15 protein-coding genes are annotated in these 15,644 nt (G+C 69.2%); 5 read left to right on the plus strand and 10 right to left on the minus strand.

Translation table 11 applies throughout. The features are described 5' to 3' along the window. Window positions 1–73: 73 nt before the first annotated feature. From OG390_RS06615 to OG390_RS06625, 3 genes are all read right to left on the minus strand, one after another. Window positions 74–859 carry an electron transfer flavoprotein subunit beta/FixA family protein gene (locus OG390_RS06615; protein ID WP_406165783.1) on the minus strand — a complete coding sequence of 262 codons (786 nt, stop codon included), beginning with the start codon at window positions 857–859 and terminating at the stop codon, window positions 74–76. A gap of 219 nt (window positions 860–1,078) precedes the next feature. Continuing rightward, a complete protein-coding gene (locus OG390_RS06620; protein ID WP_406165785.1) occupies window positions 1,079–1,588 on the minus strand; it encodes a flavin reductase family protein in 510 nt (169 codons plus the stop codon). 207 nt (window positions 1,589–1,795) lie between these two features. After that, window positions 1,796–2,209: a TlpA family protein disulfide reductase gene (locus OG390_RS06625; RefSeq protein WP_399088382.1), complete on the minus strand. Its 414-nt coding sequence runs from the start codon at window positions 2,207–2,209 to the stop codon at window positions 1,796–1,798. Between the two features lie 75 nt (window positions 2,210–2,284). Between OG390_RS06625 and OG390_RS06630 the strand changes: the two genes are divergently transcribed. After that, a complete protein-coding gene (locus OG390_RS06630) occupies window positions 2,285–2,701 on the plus strand; it encodes a DUF4395 domain-containing protein (protein ID WP_406165787.1) in 417 nt (138 codons plus the stop codon). A 186-nt stretch (window positions 2,702–2,887) separates the two neighbouring features. Then, window positions 2,888–3,616 (plus strand): lysophospholipid acyltransferase family protein, encoded by a 729-nt coding sequence (locus OG390_RS06635; RefSeq protein WP_406165788.1) that lies wholly within the window; start codon window positions 2,888–2,890, stop codon window positions 3,614–3,616. A 762-nt stretch (window positions 3,617–4,378) separates the two neighbouring features. Here the strand turns inward: OG390_RS06635 and OG390_RS06640 are convergent. From OG390_RS06640 to OG390_RS06665, 6 genes are all read right to left on the minus strand, one after another. Further along, complete coding sequence (locus tag OG390_RS06640) at window positions 4,379–5,086, minus strand: B3/4 domain-containing protein (RefSeq protein WP_406165789.1); 708 nt, start codon at window positions 5,084–5,086, stop codon at window positions 4,379–4,381. Between the two features lie 22 nt (window positions 5,087–5,108). Further along, window positions 5,109–5,702, minus strand: coding sequence for a transglutaminase domain-containing protein (locus OG390_RS06645; protein ID WP_406165791.1), 594 nt, complete (start codon window positions 5,700–5,702; stop codon window positions 5,109–5,111). 80 nt (window positions 5,703–5,782) lie between these two features. Then, window positions 5,783–6,856, minus strand: a complete 1,074-nt coding sequence (locus tag OG390_RS06650) for a threonine aldolase family protein (protein WP_406165793.1) — start codon at window positions 6,854–6,856, stop codon at window positions 5,783–5,785. Further along, window positions 6,853–7,599: an SDR family NAD(P)-dependent oxidoreductase gene (locus OG390_RS06655; RefSeq protein ID WP_406165795.1), complete on the minus strand. Its 747-nt coding sequence runs from the start codon at window positions 7,597–7,599 to the stop codon at window positions 6,853–6,855. The genes OG390_RS06650 and OG390_RS06655 overlap by 4 nt, the downstream gene beginning before the upstream one ends. 35 nt (window positions 7,600–7,634) lie before the next feature. After that, window positions 7,635–9,032, minus strand: coding sequence for a DUF6421 family protein (locus tag OG390_RS06660; protein ID WP_406165797.1), 1,398 nt, complete (start codon window positions 9,030–9,032; stop codon window positions 7,635–7,637). Between the two features lie 81 nt (window positions 9,033–9,113). Next, a complete protein-coding gene (locus OG390_RS06665) occupies window positions 9,114–10,181 on the minus strand; it encodes an alpha/beta hydrolase (protein WP_406165799.1) in 1,068 nt (355 codons plus the stop codon). A 299-nt stretch (window positions 10,182–10,480) separates the two neighbouring features. Between OG390_RS06665 and OG390_RS06670 the strand changes: the two genes are divergently transcribed. Continuing rightward, window positions 10,481–11,164 carry a glycerophosphodiester phosphodiesterase gene (locus tag OG390_RS06670; protein WP_406165801.1) on the plus strand — a complete coding sequence of 228 codons (684 nt, stop codon included), beginning with the start codon at window positions 10,481–10,483 and terminating at the stop codon, window positions 11,162–11,164. 3 nt (window positions 11,165–11,167) lie between these two features. Here OG390_RS06670 and OG390_RS06675 read toward each other — a convergent pair whose 3' ends face one another. Further along, the gene (locus OG390_RS06675; protein ID WP_406165803.1) at window positions 11,168–11,710 is read right to left on the minus strand and encodes a GNAT family N-acetyltransferase; all 543 of its coding nucleotides are present in this window, start codon (window positions 11,708–11,710) and stop codon (window positions 11,168–11,170) included. Window positions 11,711–11,780: 70 nt separating this feature from the next. Between OG390_RS06675 and OG390_RS06680 the strand changes: the two genes are divergently transcribed. Next, window positions 11,781–12,167, plus strand: a complete 387-nt coding sequence (locus OG390_RS06680) for a VOC family protein (protein WP_406165805.1) — start codon at window positions 11,781–11,783, stop codon at window positions 12,165–12,167. Window positions 12,168–12,496: 329 nt separating this feature from the next. Beyond that, window positions 12,497–15,505: a BTAD domain-containing putative transcriptional regulator gene (locus OG390_RS06685; RefSeq protein WP_406177535.1), complete on the plus strand. Its 3,009-nt coding sequence runs from the start codon at window positions 12,497–12,499 to the stop codon at window positions 15,503–15,505. The last annotated feature ends 139 nt before the right edge of the window (window positions 15,506–15,644 follow it).

The raw sequence follows: 15,644 nt of genomic DNA on the forward strand, positions 1-15,644 counted from the left end.
TCGAGGTCTGAGGGGCGGTAAGCGGGGTGGGCCTGGCGGTGTCGGGGGCGTGCCTGCACTCCCCCGACACCGCTTAGATGAACTTCTGGCCCGCGAGGAACCCAGCGAGCTGCTTGCCGCCCTCGCCCTCGTCCTTGACGATCGTGCCGGCGGTGCGCGCCGGGCGCTGGGCCGCGGAGTCCACCTTGGTCCAGGCGCCCTCGAGACCGACCTCGCCCGCCTCGATCTCCAGGTCCTCCAGGTCCCAGGACTCCACCGGCTTCTTCTTGGCGGCCATGATGCCCTTGAAGGAGGGGTAACGCGCCTCACCCGACTGGTCGGTGACCGACACGACGGCCGGGAGGGAAGCCTCCAGCTGCTCCGAGGCGGAGTCGCCGTCACGGCGGCCCTTGACGACGCCGTCCTCGACGGAGACCTCGGAGAGCAGCGTGACCTGCGGGACACCCAGGCGCTCGGCCAGCAGCGCGGGGACCACACCGGCGGTGCCGTCGGTCGAGGCCATGCCGGAGATGACCAGGTCGTAACCGGCCTTCTCGATCGCCTTCGCCAGCACCAGCGACGTACCGATGACGTCCGTGCCGTGCAGGTCGTCGTCCTCGACGTGGATGGCCTTGTCCGCACCCATCGAAAGCGCCTTGCGCAGCGCGTCCTTGGCGTCCTCGGGGCCGACGGTCAGCACGGTGATCTCGGCGTCGTCGGCGTCCTCGGCGATCTGCAGCGCCTGCTCCACCGCGTACTCGTCGAGCTCCGAGAGCAGACCGTCCACGTCGTCACGGTCGACGGTCAGGTCATCGGCGAAGTGCCGGTCGCCAGTGGCGTCGGGCACGTACTTCACAGTGACAACGATCCTCAAGCTCACGCCGGCTCTCCTACTGCATCGTCATTTCTGGGCTGCCTTCTTTCAGGCAGCATAGGCGCCTGAAGCGGCCGATCCCGGTCGGGGCGACCCGCGCTCCGACCGAAATATTACTCGTCAGTACACCCACTGGACGCCCACTAAGCAAGCGCTTTGAACTGTGACCTTGGCAACGCTGCGTAACTGACGAGTAGAACCGGTGGGTAGCACTGCCCAGTAGCTTCAGTCACGCAGGCCGTTGAAGCGCCCCTGGTGGTACAGAAGCGGTCGGCCCGCGCCCGAGGGGTCGCCCAGGACGACCTCGGCCAGCACGATGCGGTGATCGCCCGCGGGCACGCGCGCGACGACCCTGCAGACGAGCCAGGCGAGCACGTCGTCGAGGACGGGAACTCCCTCGGGCCCCTTACGCCATCGGGTGGGCGCGCCGAAGCGGTCGGCCCCGCTCCTGGCGAAAGTGGCAGCCAGCTCCTGCTGGTGTTCGCCGAGTACGTGGACGCCGACATGGTCGGACTCGGAGATCGCCGGCCAGCTGGAGGCCCCGACACCGATGCCGAAGGAGATGACGGGGGGCTCGGCGGAGACCGAGGTGAGCGAGGTGGCGGTGAAGCCGACGGGGCCCCCGCCGCCGGGAGCCGTGATCACGGCGACACCGGCTGCGTGCCGCCGGAAGACGGAGCGCAGCAGGTCCGGAGAGGCGAGCCGGGAAGTGCCGAGGTCGGGCGAGGCCGTCATGGAGTTGTCCTTCTGGGTGGAATGACGAGCGGATCCGCGGCTGCTCAACAGCCCGGACACCGCGCACTCGCGGTGCGGGCCAGGTCCACGTGGACACGCTCGAAGAGAAGGAGTTCCGGGGGCATACGGTCAGGCTGACGATAGGTGGTGCGCGCAGTCAAGTGCGTCCCGGGATCTGGGAGATCCGTCACCAAGATCGCCACGGACTCATACGGCCTCCCCCAACGCGGCGATCACATCCGCCTTGCGCGGCTGACCGGTGGCGCGCCGTACGACCCGGCCCTCCGCGTCGAGCACCAGCACGGTCGGGGTCTTCAAGATGTCGAGCGCGCGGACGAGTTCCAGGCGGTCCTCGGCGTCGATCTCGATGTGAGTCACGCCCGGGACCATCTCGGCCACCTCGCCGAGGACCCTGCGGGTCGCCCGGCACGGGGCACAGAAGGCACTGGAGAACTGGACGAGCGTGGCCCGTTCGCCGAGCCCCTCCCCCAACTCCGCCGCGCCGAGCCGCTTTCCGCCGTCGCGCCCGCGCACTCTCACCCTCCCGCTCCGCCGCTGATGCAGCACTCCGTACGCGCTCGCCAAGGCGAGTACCACCACACACACCACAAGTCCGGTCATCGTCTGCACAAGCATTCACGAGACCGCAAAGATTCCCGACTCCACGGATCCCACCCCGTGCGGAATGCTTGATTCATGGACATCGATGTGAGGGGCCCGCGATTCGGCGCGGCCGTGACGGCCGTCGTACTGGCGGTCGTGCTGAGCACCGGCAGCGCCTGGCTGCTGGCCTGGCAGGTGCTGGCGTTCGCGCTGGGCGCGGCGGGCGGGGTGGCGCGCTCTCCGTACGGCTGGCTGTTCCGCAAGGTCGTACGCCCTCGCCTTGGGGCGCCGACCGAGTTCGAGGCGCCCGAACCGCCGCAGTTCGCGCAGGCGGTCGGACTCGTCTTCGCGGTGGTGGGACTCATCGGCTACACGGCGGGACCGCAGTGGCTGGCGCTCGCGGCGACCGGTTGCACGCTCGCCGCGGCCTTCCTCAATGCGGCGTTCGGGTATTGCTTGGGATGCGAGTTGTACCTGGTCGTACGCCGCCTGACGGTACGTACGGAGTAAAGGTGGGTTAAAAGTCCGAGGTGGATCAAGTGAAGGACGTGACGAGGATCTCGCCGTTGTGCGGCACCAGGACTGGCCCCTCGTCCGTTCTTCGGGCACGATCTGCGCAATGCCGTAAACCTACGGCTGCGTAACTTTCCCGCCGGGAGACCCCTTCCCAGGCAGAGAGAAGGGTCCACCCCGTCCATGGCAGAGCTTGTCTACCGTCCCGTCGTCGGTCTCGCCCAAACGTTGTTCAAGGCCTGGGACCTCAAGATCGACTGCCAGGGATCGGAGAACATTCCGCGCTCGGGCGGCGCCGTGCTGGTGAGCAATCACATCAGCTATCTGGACTTCATCTTCGACGGTCTGGCCGCGCTGCCGCAGAAGCGTCTGGTGCGCTTCATGGCGAAGGAGTCGGTGTTCCGGCACAAGATCTCCGGTCCGCTGATGCGAGGCATGAAGCACATCCCGGTGGACCGCAAGCAGGGTGAGACGGCGTACCAGCACGCGCTGGATTCGCTGCGCTCCGGCGAGATCGTCGGCGTCTTCCCCGAGGCGACCATCTCGCAGTCCTTCACCTTGAAGAGCTTCAAGTCGGGTGCCGCGCGCATGGCCCAGGAGGCCGGCGTCCCGCTGATCCCGATGGCCTTGTGGGGCACCCAGCGACTGTGGACCAAGGGTCACCCGCGCAACTTCAAGCGCAGCCACACCCCGATCACCATCCGGGTCGGCGAGCCGGTGGAAGCGCCGCAGGACCAGTACGCGGGCGCCATTACGCGGCGTCTGCGCGCGCGCGTCCAGGAGCTCCTGGAGGCCGCTCAGCGCGCCTATCCGGTACGGCCCAAGGGTCCGGACGACACCTGGTGGATGCCCGCCCACCTCGGCGGCACGGCGCCGACTCCCGAAGAGGTGAAGGCGGCCGAGGCCCGCTGAATCGTCACCTCCGGCGTGGCCGGGGCGCGCTGAATCGTCACTCCTGGGCAGCCGAGTGCGCGGCATGGTGACTATGGCGCGCGACGCGCACTGAATCGTCGCTCCCGGGCGGCAGGAGGCCACTGAGCCGGCTCCGGGGCGTGGACTCGTTCGCGCGCCCTGTGGGCGCGTGCCACGCCGTCTGGACGCTCCGTCAGGCGATGGATACCTTCCCCGTATTGAGCGGAAGTCCGGGGAAGGGGGCCCGAGTTCCGTGCCGGCAGAAGTCGCGGCCGGCGTGATCGTGGAAGCCGTCCCCGCAACGGCCCGGTGGCTGCGGCGCGCGTCGGCGAGTGCGGGCGACCGGGGGCAGTCCCTGGTCCGCTGGTTCGACACTTATCAGCTTTTGCCGACGCGGGGCCGCGGCCCCGCGCTGCCGGCGGGGCTGCCCGCGCAGCCGGTCGAGGAGTTCCTGCGCTGCGACGACAGCCAGGGCGTGATGCACGAGTTGCTCGCCGCCCGGCTCACGGTCGCGCCGGCATCAGCGATCGTGGGGCTGTGCGAGGCGTATGTGTCCTGCGCCCGCGGTGTGCTGGGCCCGTGTCCCGTACGTGGAAGTCCGGCGCACCGGCAGCGGCGACGGGGGCCTGCGGGATCTCCCCGTACCGGACGGTTGCGGCGACCTCCTGCGCGCCTGGGCCCGGCGCGAGGTGAACTTCCTGCGACAGCCCTAGGTCGTTCTCGACAGCGTTCGACGAAGCTTCCTGTGTGTGGGTCCTCGAGTCATCCCCGGGCTGCCCACGCGGGAGCGTGCACGGTGATCTGCGTCCCGGGGCTGAACTTCTCCAGCAGCTCGGCGAGTTCGGCGCCGGCGGCCTCGACGTCGGCCACCGGCATCGGCGCCAGGCTCTCCAGGAGGAAGATCGCCGAGACGGACTCTTCCGTGAGCCGGGTGCGCGGCCCCTGGCGCCAGTTCCAGCGTCGGCAGGTCACGCCCGCGTCGTCGCGCCACACCACCTCGCCCGCGTCGGGGTGCTCGACGACCTCCTCGCCGCCCGCGACAGTCACGAAGTCCTCGTCGCCGGTGGCACGCACGAGCCGCATCGTGCCCTGGATGTGGCCGGTGTCCTCACCGCCGACCGGGATCAGGTGGGCGACGCTGATCGCGTTGTAGAGGTCCACGAGGACATTGATCCGAGGCAGTCCGGCGTCCGAGAGGGCGCGCTTGGCCAGCGCCTCCGCCGAGTTGCGGGTACGCGACGGCTTGGAGCCGAACGCCGTGTACACCTCCCGCCAGGCCGCCATGTGCGGGTCCTCGTGCGGAGCTCGACCCTCCAGGCGTGAGGCCAGTCGTCGCGCCGCGTCGTCGAGCAGCGCCGAAGTCCCCTCGGTGCTGGGCCCGTTGACCAGTCCGTACGCCTCGATGGCGACGTGGGTGAAGCCGGGCGCGAGGGCGCGCACCTCGTCGGACACGGTGAGCGTGAGATTCATCGTCTGCCTTGTCTGCCTTGGCTCAGAGTGCGGTGGGAAGCGTCCGCCCTAGGGAAGGCCGGTCCGGGGCCTCCTTGAGGGCGCGCAGAACGGCCGGATGAGGTTCAGCGTACAGTACCGGGTAGTCCACCTCACTGGACTCCCGGTCGGGAATCCAGGCCAGCCGCTCACCGTCGAGCGAGAACTGCGCGTCGACGCCGGGCTTGTTCCCCCGGCAGTCCTGCCGATGCCAGGCGCCGTTGAACCGGACAGCCACCAGGCCGTGCACGGCGTGCCCGCTGCCGTCGTCGTGCAGCAGCGACTGGTAGCACAGGGCGGTCGGGATGTCCTCCGCACGCAGCAGCGCGGCCAGCGCGTGCGCCTTGGCGTGACAGATGCCGGTGCGCCGCTCCAGGACATCGGAGGCGCGCCAGGTGACGCGCAGGTCACCGGCGTCCTGTGAGTGCGGAATGGTGTCGCGCACGAACTCGTACGCGGCCTGCGCATAGACATACGAGTCGGCGGCACCCTTGGCGAGGAGTGCGGCCACCTCACGGACGACCGGATGGTCATGGTCAATGACCTCGTCGGCGACCAAGTAGGCGGAAAGGTCAGAGGTTTCCTGGATGAGCTCCATGCCCGCAGAGCATAGAAATACGGCCGATCGAGAGTCAATGACTTTTCGGCCGACCGTATATCTATGCATCACTGCCCAGGCTAGTGGTGGGCCATCTCCTCCTTGAGAGCCGCCACGAACCCGTCGACATCGTCCTCGGTCGTGTCGAAGGAGCACATCCAGCGGACGTCGCCCGCGGACTCGTCCCAGAAGTAGAAGCGGTAGCGCTTCTGCAGGCGCTCACTCACGTCGTGCGGCAGCCGCGCGAAGACCGCGTTGGCCTGGACCGGGTAGAGGATCTCCACCCCGTGCACCGCGCGCACGCCCTCGGCCAGCCGCTGGGCCATCTCGTTCGAGTGCCGGGCGTTGCGCAGCCACAGGTCCTTGGAGAGCAGCGCCTCCAGCTGTACGGAGACGAAGCGCATCTTGGAGGCGAGCTGCATCGACAGCTTGCGCAGATGCTTCATATGGCTGACGGCGTCCTGGTTGAGCACGACGACGGCCTCGCCGAACAGCGCGCCGTTCTTCGTCCCGCCCAGCGACAGGATGTCGACGCCGAGCGCGTTGGTGAACGTCCGCATCGGGACGTCAAAAGAGGCGGCCGCGTTGGATATCCGGGACCCGTCCAGGTGCACCTTCATGCCGTGCGCGTGGGCATGGTCGCAGATCGCGCGGATCTCGTCGGGCGTGTAGAGGGTGCCCAGCTCGGTGCTCTGGGTGATCGAGACGACCTGCGGCATCGCCCGGTGCTCGTCGTCCCAGCCGTACGCCTGCCGGTCGATCAGCTCGGGGGTGAGCTTTCCGTCTGGCGTGGGCACCGTGAGCAGCTTGAGGCCGCCCATGCGCTCGGGGGCGCCGCCCTCGTCGACGTTGATGTGCGCGCTCTCGGCACAGATCACCGCGCCCCAGCGGTCGGTGACCGCCTGGAGCGCGACCACGTTCGCGCCGGTGCCGTTGAAGACCGGGAAGGCCTCCGCGGTGGCACCGAAGTGACTGCGGATGATCCCCTGCAGGTTCTCCGTGTAGTCGTCCTCGCCGTACGCGACCTGATGGCCGCCGTTGGCCAGCGCGAGGGCCGCCAGCACCTCCGGGTGGGCCCCCGCGTAATTGTCGCTGGCGAAACCGCGGACGGCCGGGTCGTGGTGACGTCGGGCGTCGGTCTTGGGAGGGTTCACGGCGTCTCGGTGAGCCACAGACGGTTTCCGTTCACTTCTGCGGCGGACTTCTCCCAGACGCCGGCGATGGCCTCGGCCAGATCCTTGACGTCCGTGAAGCCCGCGAACTTCGCGTTCGGGCGCTCGGCGCGCATCGCGTCGTGCACCAGTGCCTTGACCACCAGGATCGCAGCCGCCGATGTCGGCCCCCCGGCACCCCCGGCCTTGTGGAAGAAGTCGGCCATGGCCAGCGTCCACGCTTCGGCGGCGGCCTTGGCGGCGGCATAGGCGGCGTTGCCTGCGGTGGGCTTGCTCGCGCCCGCCGCGCTGATCAGGAGGTACCGGCCGCGGTCGCTGCGCTGCAGCGCCTCGTGGAACGCGAGGGAGGTGTGCTGCACCGTGCGAATGAGCAGCAGCTCCAGGAAGTCCCAGTCGTCGAGGCTGGTCTTGGTGAACGTCTCGCTGCCGCGCCAGCCACCGACGAGGTGGACCAGGCCGTCGACCCGGCCGAAGTCCTTCTCGATGCGGGTGGCCCAGTCGCGGGTCGAGTCCAGGTCGAGCAGGTCGACCGTGTCCCCGACGACGGTGGCGCCGCCGTGCCCGTAGCGGGCCGCGTCCACGGCCTCCGCGAGCCGCTCGGGGTCGTTGTCCGAGCCGACGACGATCGCACCCGCGTCGGCAAGCCGGGCCAGCGTCGCACGCCCGGCGGGTCCACCCGCGCCGGCCACCGCGATCACCGCACCGCTGAGAGCTCCGTTCGCCATCTTCTTCGCCTCCTGAGCGTCCTGGACGCGGGCGCTCACGCGGCGGCCCGCTCGGCGCTCGCCGCGGTGATGCCCTTGGTGGAGGCGATCACGTTCTTCAGCCTCTTGGAGAGCGCCTCATAGAACATGCTCAGCGGAAACTCGTCCGGAAGCACGTCGTCCACGAGCTTTCGCGGCGGTTGGGTCAGATCGAGGGCGTCCGAACCCTTGGCCCAGCGGGAGCCGGGGTGCGGGGCGAGGTAGGTGGAGACCAGCTCGTACGCCTTGAACCAGTGGACGAGCTTGGGGCGGTCGATGCCGGCCCGGTAGAGGTCCTCGATCTCGGCGCAGAGCTGGTTGGTGACCTGCGGGGCGCGCTGCCAGTCGATGTGCAGTTTGTTGTCGGTCCAACGGACGACATCGTGCTTGTGCAGGTATGCGAAGAGCAGCTGACCGCCGAGGCCGTCGTAGTTGCGGACGCGCTCGCCGGTGACGGGAAAGCGGAACATCCGGTCGAAGAGCACCGCGTACTGCACGTCACGGCCCTGCTGGAAGCCGTCGGCCTCCAGCTTCACGGCCTCCTTGAAGGCGGTGAGGTCGCAGCGCAGCTCCTCCAGGCCGTACATCCAGAAGGGCTGGCGCTGCTTGATCATGAACGGGTCGAACGGCAGGTCGCCGTGGCTGTGGGTGCGGTCGTGGACCATGTCCCACAGCACGAAGGCCTGCTCGCAGCGCTCCTGGTCGTGGATCATGGCGGCGATGTCCTCGGGCAGCTCCAGACCCAGGATGCCCACGGCCGCGTCGGTGACGGCGCGGAACCGGGCGGCCTCGCGGTCGCAGAAGATGCCGCCCCAGGAGAAGCGCTCGGGCGCCTCGCGCACGGCGATGGTCTCGGGGAAGAGAACGGCCGAATTCGTGTCGTAGCCGGCGGTGAAGTCCTCGAAACTGATGCCGCAGAAGAGCGGATTGTCGTAGCGCGTGCGCTCCAGTTCGGCCAGCCAGTCCGGCCACACCATGCGCAGGACGACCGCTTCGAAGTTGCGGTTCGGGTTGCCGTTCTGTGTGTACATCGGGAAGACGACCAGGTGCTGGAGACCGTCCTCGCGATGCGCGGCGGGCTGGAAGGCCAGCAGCGAGTCGAGGAAGTCGGGTACCTGGAAGCCGCCGTCGGCCCAGCGCCGCAGATCCTTCACGAGCGCCTCGTGGTAGGCCGCGTCGTGCGGCAGCAGCGCGGCCAGCTGCTCGATGGCGTCTATGGCACGGCGTACGGCCAGCTCGACGTCGGACGCGTCAGGCGCACCCTCGGCCTCGAAGTCGATGGAGCCGTCCTTGGACTGCCAGGGCCGGATCTCCTCCACGGCATCCTTGAGCACGGGCCATGCCGGGTGCTCCACCACCCCGGCCACGGGAGGAACCCGCTCCTCCGTGCCAACCTGCACAAGAATTTCCGTCATGTCCCATCCTCCACAGGAGAACCTCGCGTATGGACACCGTATGTAACTGAGGTTCCTTCTCGCAAGAGGAGACTCTGCAGATTATCCTGCGCAACCCCCGCCTTCACCGCTCTTTTTCCTGTCGGACACCGTGAAGGCGATTACTTCCGCTACGCGTCGCTGGGCGGCGCGGGCATCCGCGAGAAGTTCAGGGAAGCCGAAGAATCCGTGGAACATACCCGGATAATGATCTTCGGTGACCGATATACCTGACTTGCACAGTTTCGCCGCGTACGCATGGCCTTCGGCGCAGAGGAGATCGAAGCCCGCGGTGACGATATGGGCCGGCGGCAGGCCGTGCGGATCGGCCAGCAGAGGGGAGGCGTGCGGGTGCGACCGGTCGCCGTCGGGCCCGAAGTACTGCTCGACGAACCAGCGGCCGTGGGCCGGGGTGAGGAAGTACCCCGCACCGTCCCACCGGGAGGTGTCGTCCCGTGGCCGTACATCGGTCGCGGGATAGATGAGCACCTGGAGGGCGAGTTCCGGTCCGCCCCGGTCGCGGGCGATCAGTGCGGCGACGGCCGCCAGGTTCCCGCCCGCACTGTCGCCCGCGACCGCCAACGCGCCCGGAGCCCCGCCCAGTTCCCCGATGTGCTCTGCGGCCCAGCACAGCGCGGCATACGCGTCGTCGACGGCCGCGGGGAAGCGCGCCTGTGGCGCGAGCCGGTAGTCGACCGAGACGACGACCGCACCGGCGTCCCGACACAGGGCGCGCGCGATGGGGTCGTGGGTGTCCAGGCCGCCGATGACCCATCCGCCGCCGTGAAAGAAGACGACCGTGGGGCGCAGCGCGGGTAGCCGGTCCGGATCCAAATCCCGCTCCGGCGTCGGCTGCGGCTCCGACGTCAACTGCGGATTCGCCTCGTGCATCGCCTGCGGCTGCGGCTGCGGCCGATAGATCCGCACGGGGATCTCAGGCGCCCCCTTCGGCCCCGGTATCTCCCGGTTCTCGACCGAGCCCACGGTCGGCGGTTCGAAGGGCCACGCGGGCGCTGCGGCGAGGATGCGGCGGGCCTCGGCCGCGTCGGTGACGGTGCCCCCTAGATCCGGGAAGTGGACCCGGATGGCGTCGATGAGGGCGAGGACGTCGGGCGCGGGTTCGCTGGGCATCGCGGCACCTCTCCACAGTGGTCGGACGAACTCACTTGACGGGGCAGAGACATGACTAACCGTCAGTCCCGCAAGTGGCAAGGGCGGCGACCGCCGGTCAACCGCCACGGGACTCGCCCACCCCGGAGTGACCCGTCCCGGCAGCCCGACGTGGATCTTCCCTGCCAGGCACCGCCATTGCCCCGCGTACGAACGGGTACATCGCACAGCGGGGCCATTAGGCTGCGGCCTTGCCGCGTGGGCGCCGCCGTCGGTCCCACGCGCGAGCCGAGCCGCCGTCGACGGAAGCGAGTCGAATCTTGAACTTCCTCACCATCGGTCATCGCGGAGTGATGGGTGTCGAACCCGAAAACACCCTCCGTTCCTTCATCGCCGCCCAGCATGCGGGCCTCGACCTGATCGAACTCGATCTGCATCTGAGCAAGGACGGCGCTCTCGTCGTCATGCACGACGCCGAAGTGGACCGTACGACCGACGGCTCGGGGCCGATCGCCGAGAAGACGCTCGCCGAGCTGCGTGCGCTGGACGCGGGACACGGTGAGCTCGTGCCCGTCTTCGAGGAGGTCCTGGACGCCGTCAGGACGCCGCTGCAGGCCGAGATCAAGGACCTTGCGGCGGCCAGGGCGCTGGCCGAGGTCATGCACCGGCGGGACCTGGTCGGGCGGGTCGAGGTGTCGTCGTTCCACGACGAGGCGATCGCGGAGATCGCCCGCCTCGTGCCGGGCGTCCGCACCGCGCTCATCGCGAGCCGCTATGGCATCGATGTCGTGGAGCGCGCCACGGAGGCCGGCGCCGAGACCGTCTGCCTCAACATCCGCCGGCTGACCCTGGAGGTCGTCGAGGCCGCCCGCAAGGCCGACCTGCGGATCATCGGCTGGGTGGTGAACACCCAGGACCAGCTGCGGCTGGTGCGCGCCCTGGAGCTGGACGGCGCGACCACCGACTATCCCGAGATCAAGCGCACCGGCCGCTTCACCGCGTGAACGTCACGCCAGCGGCTTGACCAGCAGCTCGAACTGCAGGTCGTCGCGCTGCGGAATGCCGAAGCGCTCGTCGCCGTACGGGAAGGGCGTCATCTTTCCCGTACGGCGGTAGCCGCGCCGCTCGTACCAGGCGATGAGGTCCTCGCGTACGGAGATCACGGTCATGTGCATCTCCACGACACCCCAGATCTCCCGCGCGTGCCGCTCCGCCTCCGCGATGATCGCCTTGCCGAGACCCTCACCCTGCAGCGCCGGGCTGACCGCGAACATGCCGAAGTAGGCGTGGTCGCCGCGGTGCTCGAGCTGGCAGCACGCGACGACCGCGCCGTCCCGTTCCACCGTCAGCAGCCGGCTGTCCGGCGACTTGATGACGGCCAGTACGCCTTCGGGGTCGGTCCGCTGCCCTTGGAGGATGTCCGCCTCCGTGGTCCAGCCGGTCCGGCTGGGGTCTCCGCGGTACGCCGACTCGATCAACGCGACCAGAGCGTCCACATCGGCGTCGGTGGCGTCACGGAAGGCCAGTCCGGTGGAAGCGGCGGTGTCCATGGAGCGTTTCTCCGTTCGGTGGCGCGGCTCGGGCACCGAAGAGCGTAACCCTCCCCTAGGCTCCGGCTGCATGGTGCATGTACTGAGCAGCCGGACCCTCCTGCGCCCCACCGACCCGGAGCGGTCCCGGACCTTCTACGGCGAGCAGCTGGGCCTCGCCGTCTACCGCGAGTTCGGCACGGGCCCGGAGCGCGGGACCGTCTACTTCCTCGGCGGCGGCTTCCTGGAGGTCGCGGGCCGCTCCGAGGCGCAGCCCTCCCCCGCGCTCAAGCTGTGGCTCCAGGTCGCGGACGTGACGGCGGCGCACGAGGAGCTGACGGCCGCCGGCGTCGAGGTACTGCGGCCGCCGGTGCAGGAGCCGTGGGGGCTGATCGAGATGTGGATCGCGGACCCGGACGGGACCGAGATCGTGATCGTGGAGATCCCCCGGGAACATCCCCTGCGCTACCGCCCCTGAGGACGCCGCCAAAAGTATTGAACTCTGTTCAGGAAAAGCTGAGCCTTGTTCAGGAATCGGCATTCGCCGGGATTATTGATCCGCAAACAAAATCCTTAACTCAACATCAACCTTACTGACGCGTATTCTGAAACAACCAGATCCAGCCCTTCCGCTGGAATTAACAATTCCACATCCAGTGGTGCATAGAATGGATCAACCATGGCCCGTCACGGGGCACCCGCGAGCTCCGGCAGGGACTTCGGAGCAGGGGAGGGCAAGTGGAGAAGCCGTTGCGCTTCAAGATTCTTGGTCCGCTGAGCGTGCTCGCGGACGATGGACAGGTGAAGGTGGGCGGGCCGCGCCACCGGACCATTTTGGCACTCTTGTTGCTGAATCCGGAGAGGACCGTATCGGTCGACAAGCTGGTCGACGCGGTCTGGGGAGACCAACCGCCCGCCACGGCACGTACGCAGGTATCGATTTGCATAGCCGCCTTGCGCAAATCATTCAGGAAAGCTGGAATCGCCGAGGAAGTCATCGTCACCGCCCATCCGGGATATCTGCTGCGCGCCGGCGGACATCTGCTGGACAGCCTCGAATTCTCGGCGCTCGTCTCCAACGCCGAGCGCGCCGTGCAGGAGAAGCGGCTGCCCGATGCCGCCCGGCACTACTCCGAAGCGCTGCGGCTGTGGCACGGCCCCGCGCTGGCGGGGGTGACCGGGGCGGCGGTCGAGGACGAGGCGCGGCGTCTGGAGGAGTTACGTCTCAACACGTATGACGACGCGATCGCCGTCGAGCTGGAACTCGGCCATCACCAGAGAATCATTCCGGAACTCGACGCCACGGTGCGCGCGCACCCCATGCGTGAGCGCACCCGGTACCATCTGATCACCGCGCAGTACCGTTCCGGCCGCCGTGCCGAGGCCATGGAAACGTTCCGCCTCGGGCGCCGCCTGTTCATCAATGAGCTCGGCCTCGAACCGGGCCCCGCTCTACGCGAATTGCACGACGCGATCCTGCACGACGACGTGTCTTTGGCAGCGGGCGAGCGGGGGCCGTCCGCCGCGGAGCACGAACAGCCGCGGGATCCGATGGGCAAGCCGTTCGAACTGCCGCCGGATGTACCGGGGTTCACCGGACGCGTACGGGAAATGGCACTGCTGGACGCCCTGTTGGAGCGCTCCGACGAGGTGCGCGGGCCGACGGCCGGGCTCATCACCGGAGTCGGCGGACTCGGCAAGACCTGCCTGGCCGTGCACTGGGCGCACCGAGTCGCCGAGCACTTCCCCGACGGACACCTCTTCGCCGACCTTCGTGGTTACGACGAGAATCACGAACCGGCCCCGGTCGGTGAAGTCCTCGGCCGGTTCCTGCGCTCGCTCGGCGTACCGGGTGACCGGATCCCGGTCGGTCTCGAGGAGCGGGCCTCGCTGTATCGCAGCATCCTCGCCGAGCGACGGGTGCTCGTGGTGCTCGACAACGTGCATTCGTACCCGCACATCGTGCCGCTGCTGCCGAGCAGCCCGGGCTGCGGTGTGCTGATCACCAGCCGGGAGCAGCTCACCGAGCTGGTCGCCTGGCCGCCGCAGTGCCGGGTGCAGCTGGGCCGGCTGACCGGGCCCGAGGCGGTGGAGCTGCTCGGCCGCATCGTCGGTGAGCAGCGCGTCGCCGACGATCCCTCGTCCGTCGCACGGGTCGCGGAGCTGTGCGACCGGCTGCCGCTGGCCCTCAGGATCGCCGGAGCGCGGCTCGCCGCCAAGCCGCACTGGACGGTGGCGCGGCTCGTCTCCCTGCTCAGCGACGAGCGCCGTCGGCTGGACGAGCTGAGCGAGGGCGAGTCACAGGTCAGGGCGGGCTTCGCGCTGAGCTATCGGTGCCTGAGCGCCGAGGCGGCCCGGCTCTACCGGCTCCTCGGACTCCTGGAGGTACCGGACTTCGCGCCGTGGCTGGGCGCCGCGCTCGTCGACGCGGATCCCGCGACGGCGGAGCGGCTCCTGGAACAGCTGGTCGACGCCCAGTTCCTGGACGTGACCGGCGCCGACGCGATGGGCCGGCCGCGCTACCGCTTCCAGAACCTGTTGCGGCTGTACGCCCACGAGCGCGCTCACGACGAGGAGCCCGAACAGGAGCGGCGGACCGCCCGCGAGCGGGTCTTCCGCAGCGCGCTGTCCCTGGCGGAACTGGCCCACCGGCGTTTCTACGGAGGCGACTTCAGCGTCCTGCACGGCACCACCGCGCGCCGCCCGCTGCCCGACGACGTGGCCGCCGATCTCACGGCCCGGCCGCTCAAGTGGCTGGAGGCGGAGCGGCTCACCCTGTCCGCGGTGGTGGAGCAGGCGGCGGAGCTCGGCCTGGACGAACTGGCCTGGGATCTCACCATGTCCACGGTGGTGCTCTTCGAGACCCGTGACCACACCGACGACTGGCGTGCCTGCGCGGAGCGCGCCCTCACCGCGACGCGGACCGCCGGGAACGTCCGGGGGCAAGGCGCGATGCTGCACATCCTGGGCGCGCTGGAGATGCGGCTGCGCCGCTTCCCGGAGGCCGAGGAGTGCTTCGCCGCCGCGCTGGCGCTGCACACGCGGGCCGGGGAACGGCACGGGCGGGCGTTGGTGCTGCGCAGTATGGCGATGATCGACGAGATGCTCGGCGAGCTGACGAGAGCGATGCGCCGCAGCACCGAGGCACTCGAGGTCTTCCGCGAGGTGGGTGACCTCTCCTCGGAGGCCCATGTGCTGAACAACATGGCGCAGATCGAGCTCGACCGCGGCGATGTCGACCGCGCGGCCGAGCTGGGCCGGGAGTCCGTCCGGGTCGCCGAAGCCATCGGTGACGGCGGCTCGCGCAGTGTGGCGCTCGCCACCCATCGGCTGGGCCGGGTGCTGTTGGCCCAGGGCCGTTTCGCGCAGGCCGAGGAGGCCCTGCTGCGCATGGTGCGGATCGTGCAGGACAACGCCGACATGCTGGGTCTCGCGCACGGGCTGCTGGCACTCGGGGAGGTACGGCTCGGGGCGGGCCGCCCGGAGCAGGCCCGGGTGACGTTGACGCAGGCCCTCGACGCGGCGAACCAGGTCAGCAATCCGCTGGTGGAGGGGAAGATCAGGCTGGTGCTGGGCGAGGCCTGTGGGAAATGCGGTCACCGTGCCCACGCGCTGGGGTATCTGACCGAGGCCCGGGACTGCTTCGCCCGTATCGATGTGAAGCACTGGCTGGAGCGGGTCGACCGTGCCCTCGACGCGCTGGGCTCCGACAGGGCTCCGGCGCTTCCGGCGGCGCAGACGTCCACCGCGGGCGGGTCACCGGATCGTGCGAGCACGGCTCGGGCCGCGGCCGCGACCTCGGGACGACGCCGCTGAGGGGACCGGCGGTAGGTCCGGCCGACGGCGGAGTGCGGGACGAAGGCGGATCGATAGTGGCCCGAAGCCGCATGTCTCTAGTTTCGATTGCGAACGAAGGGGACGGCGCCGGGCGCTTCCCCCTCACCCGCACCCGCTA

It is taken from the genome of Streptomyces sp. NBC_00996 (genome assembly GCF_045162675.1).
GTDB lineage: Bacteria > Actinomycetota > Actinomycetes > Streptomycetales > Streptomycetaceae > Streptomyces.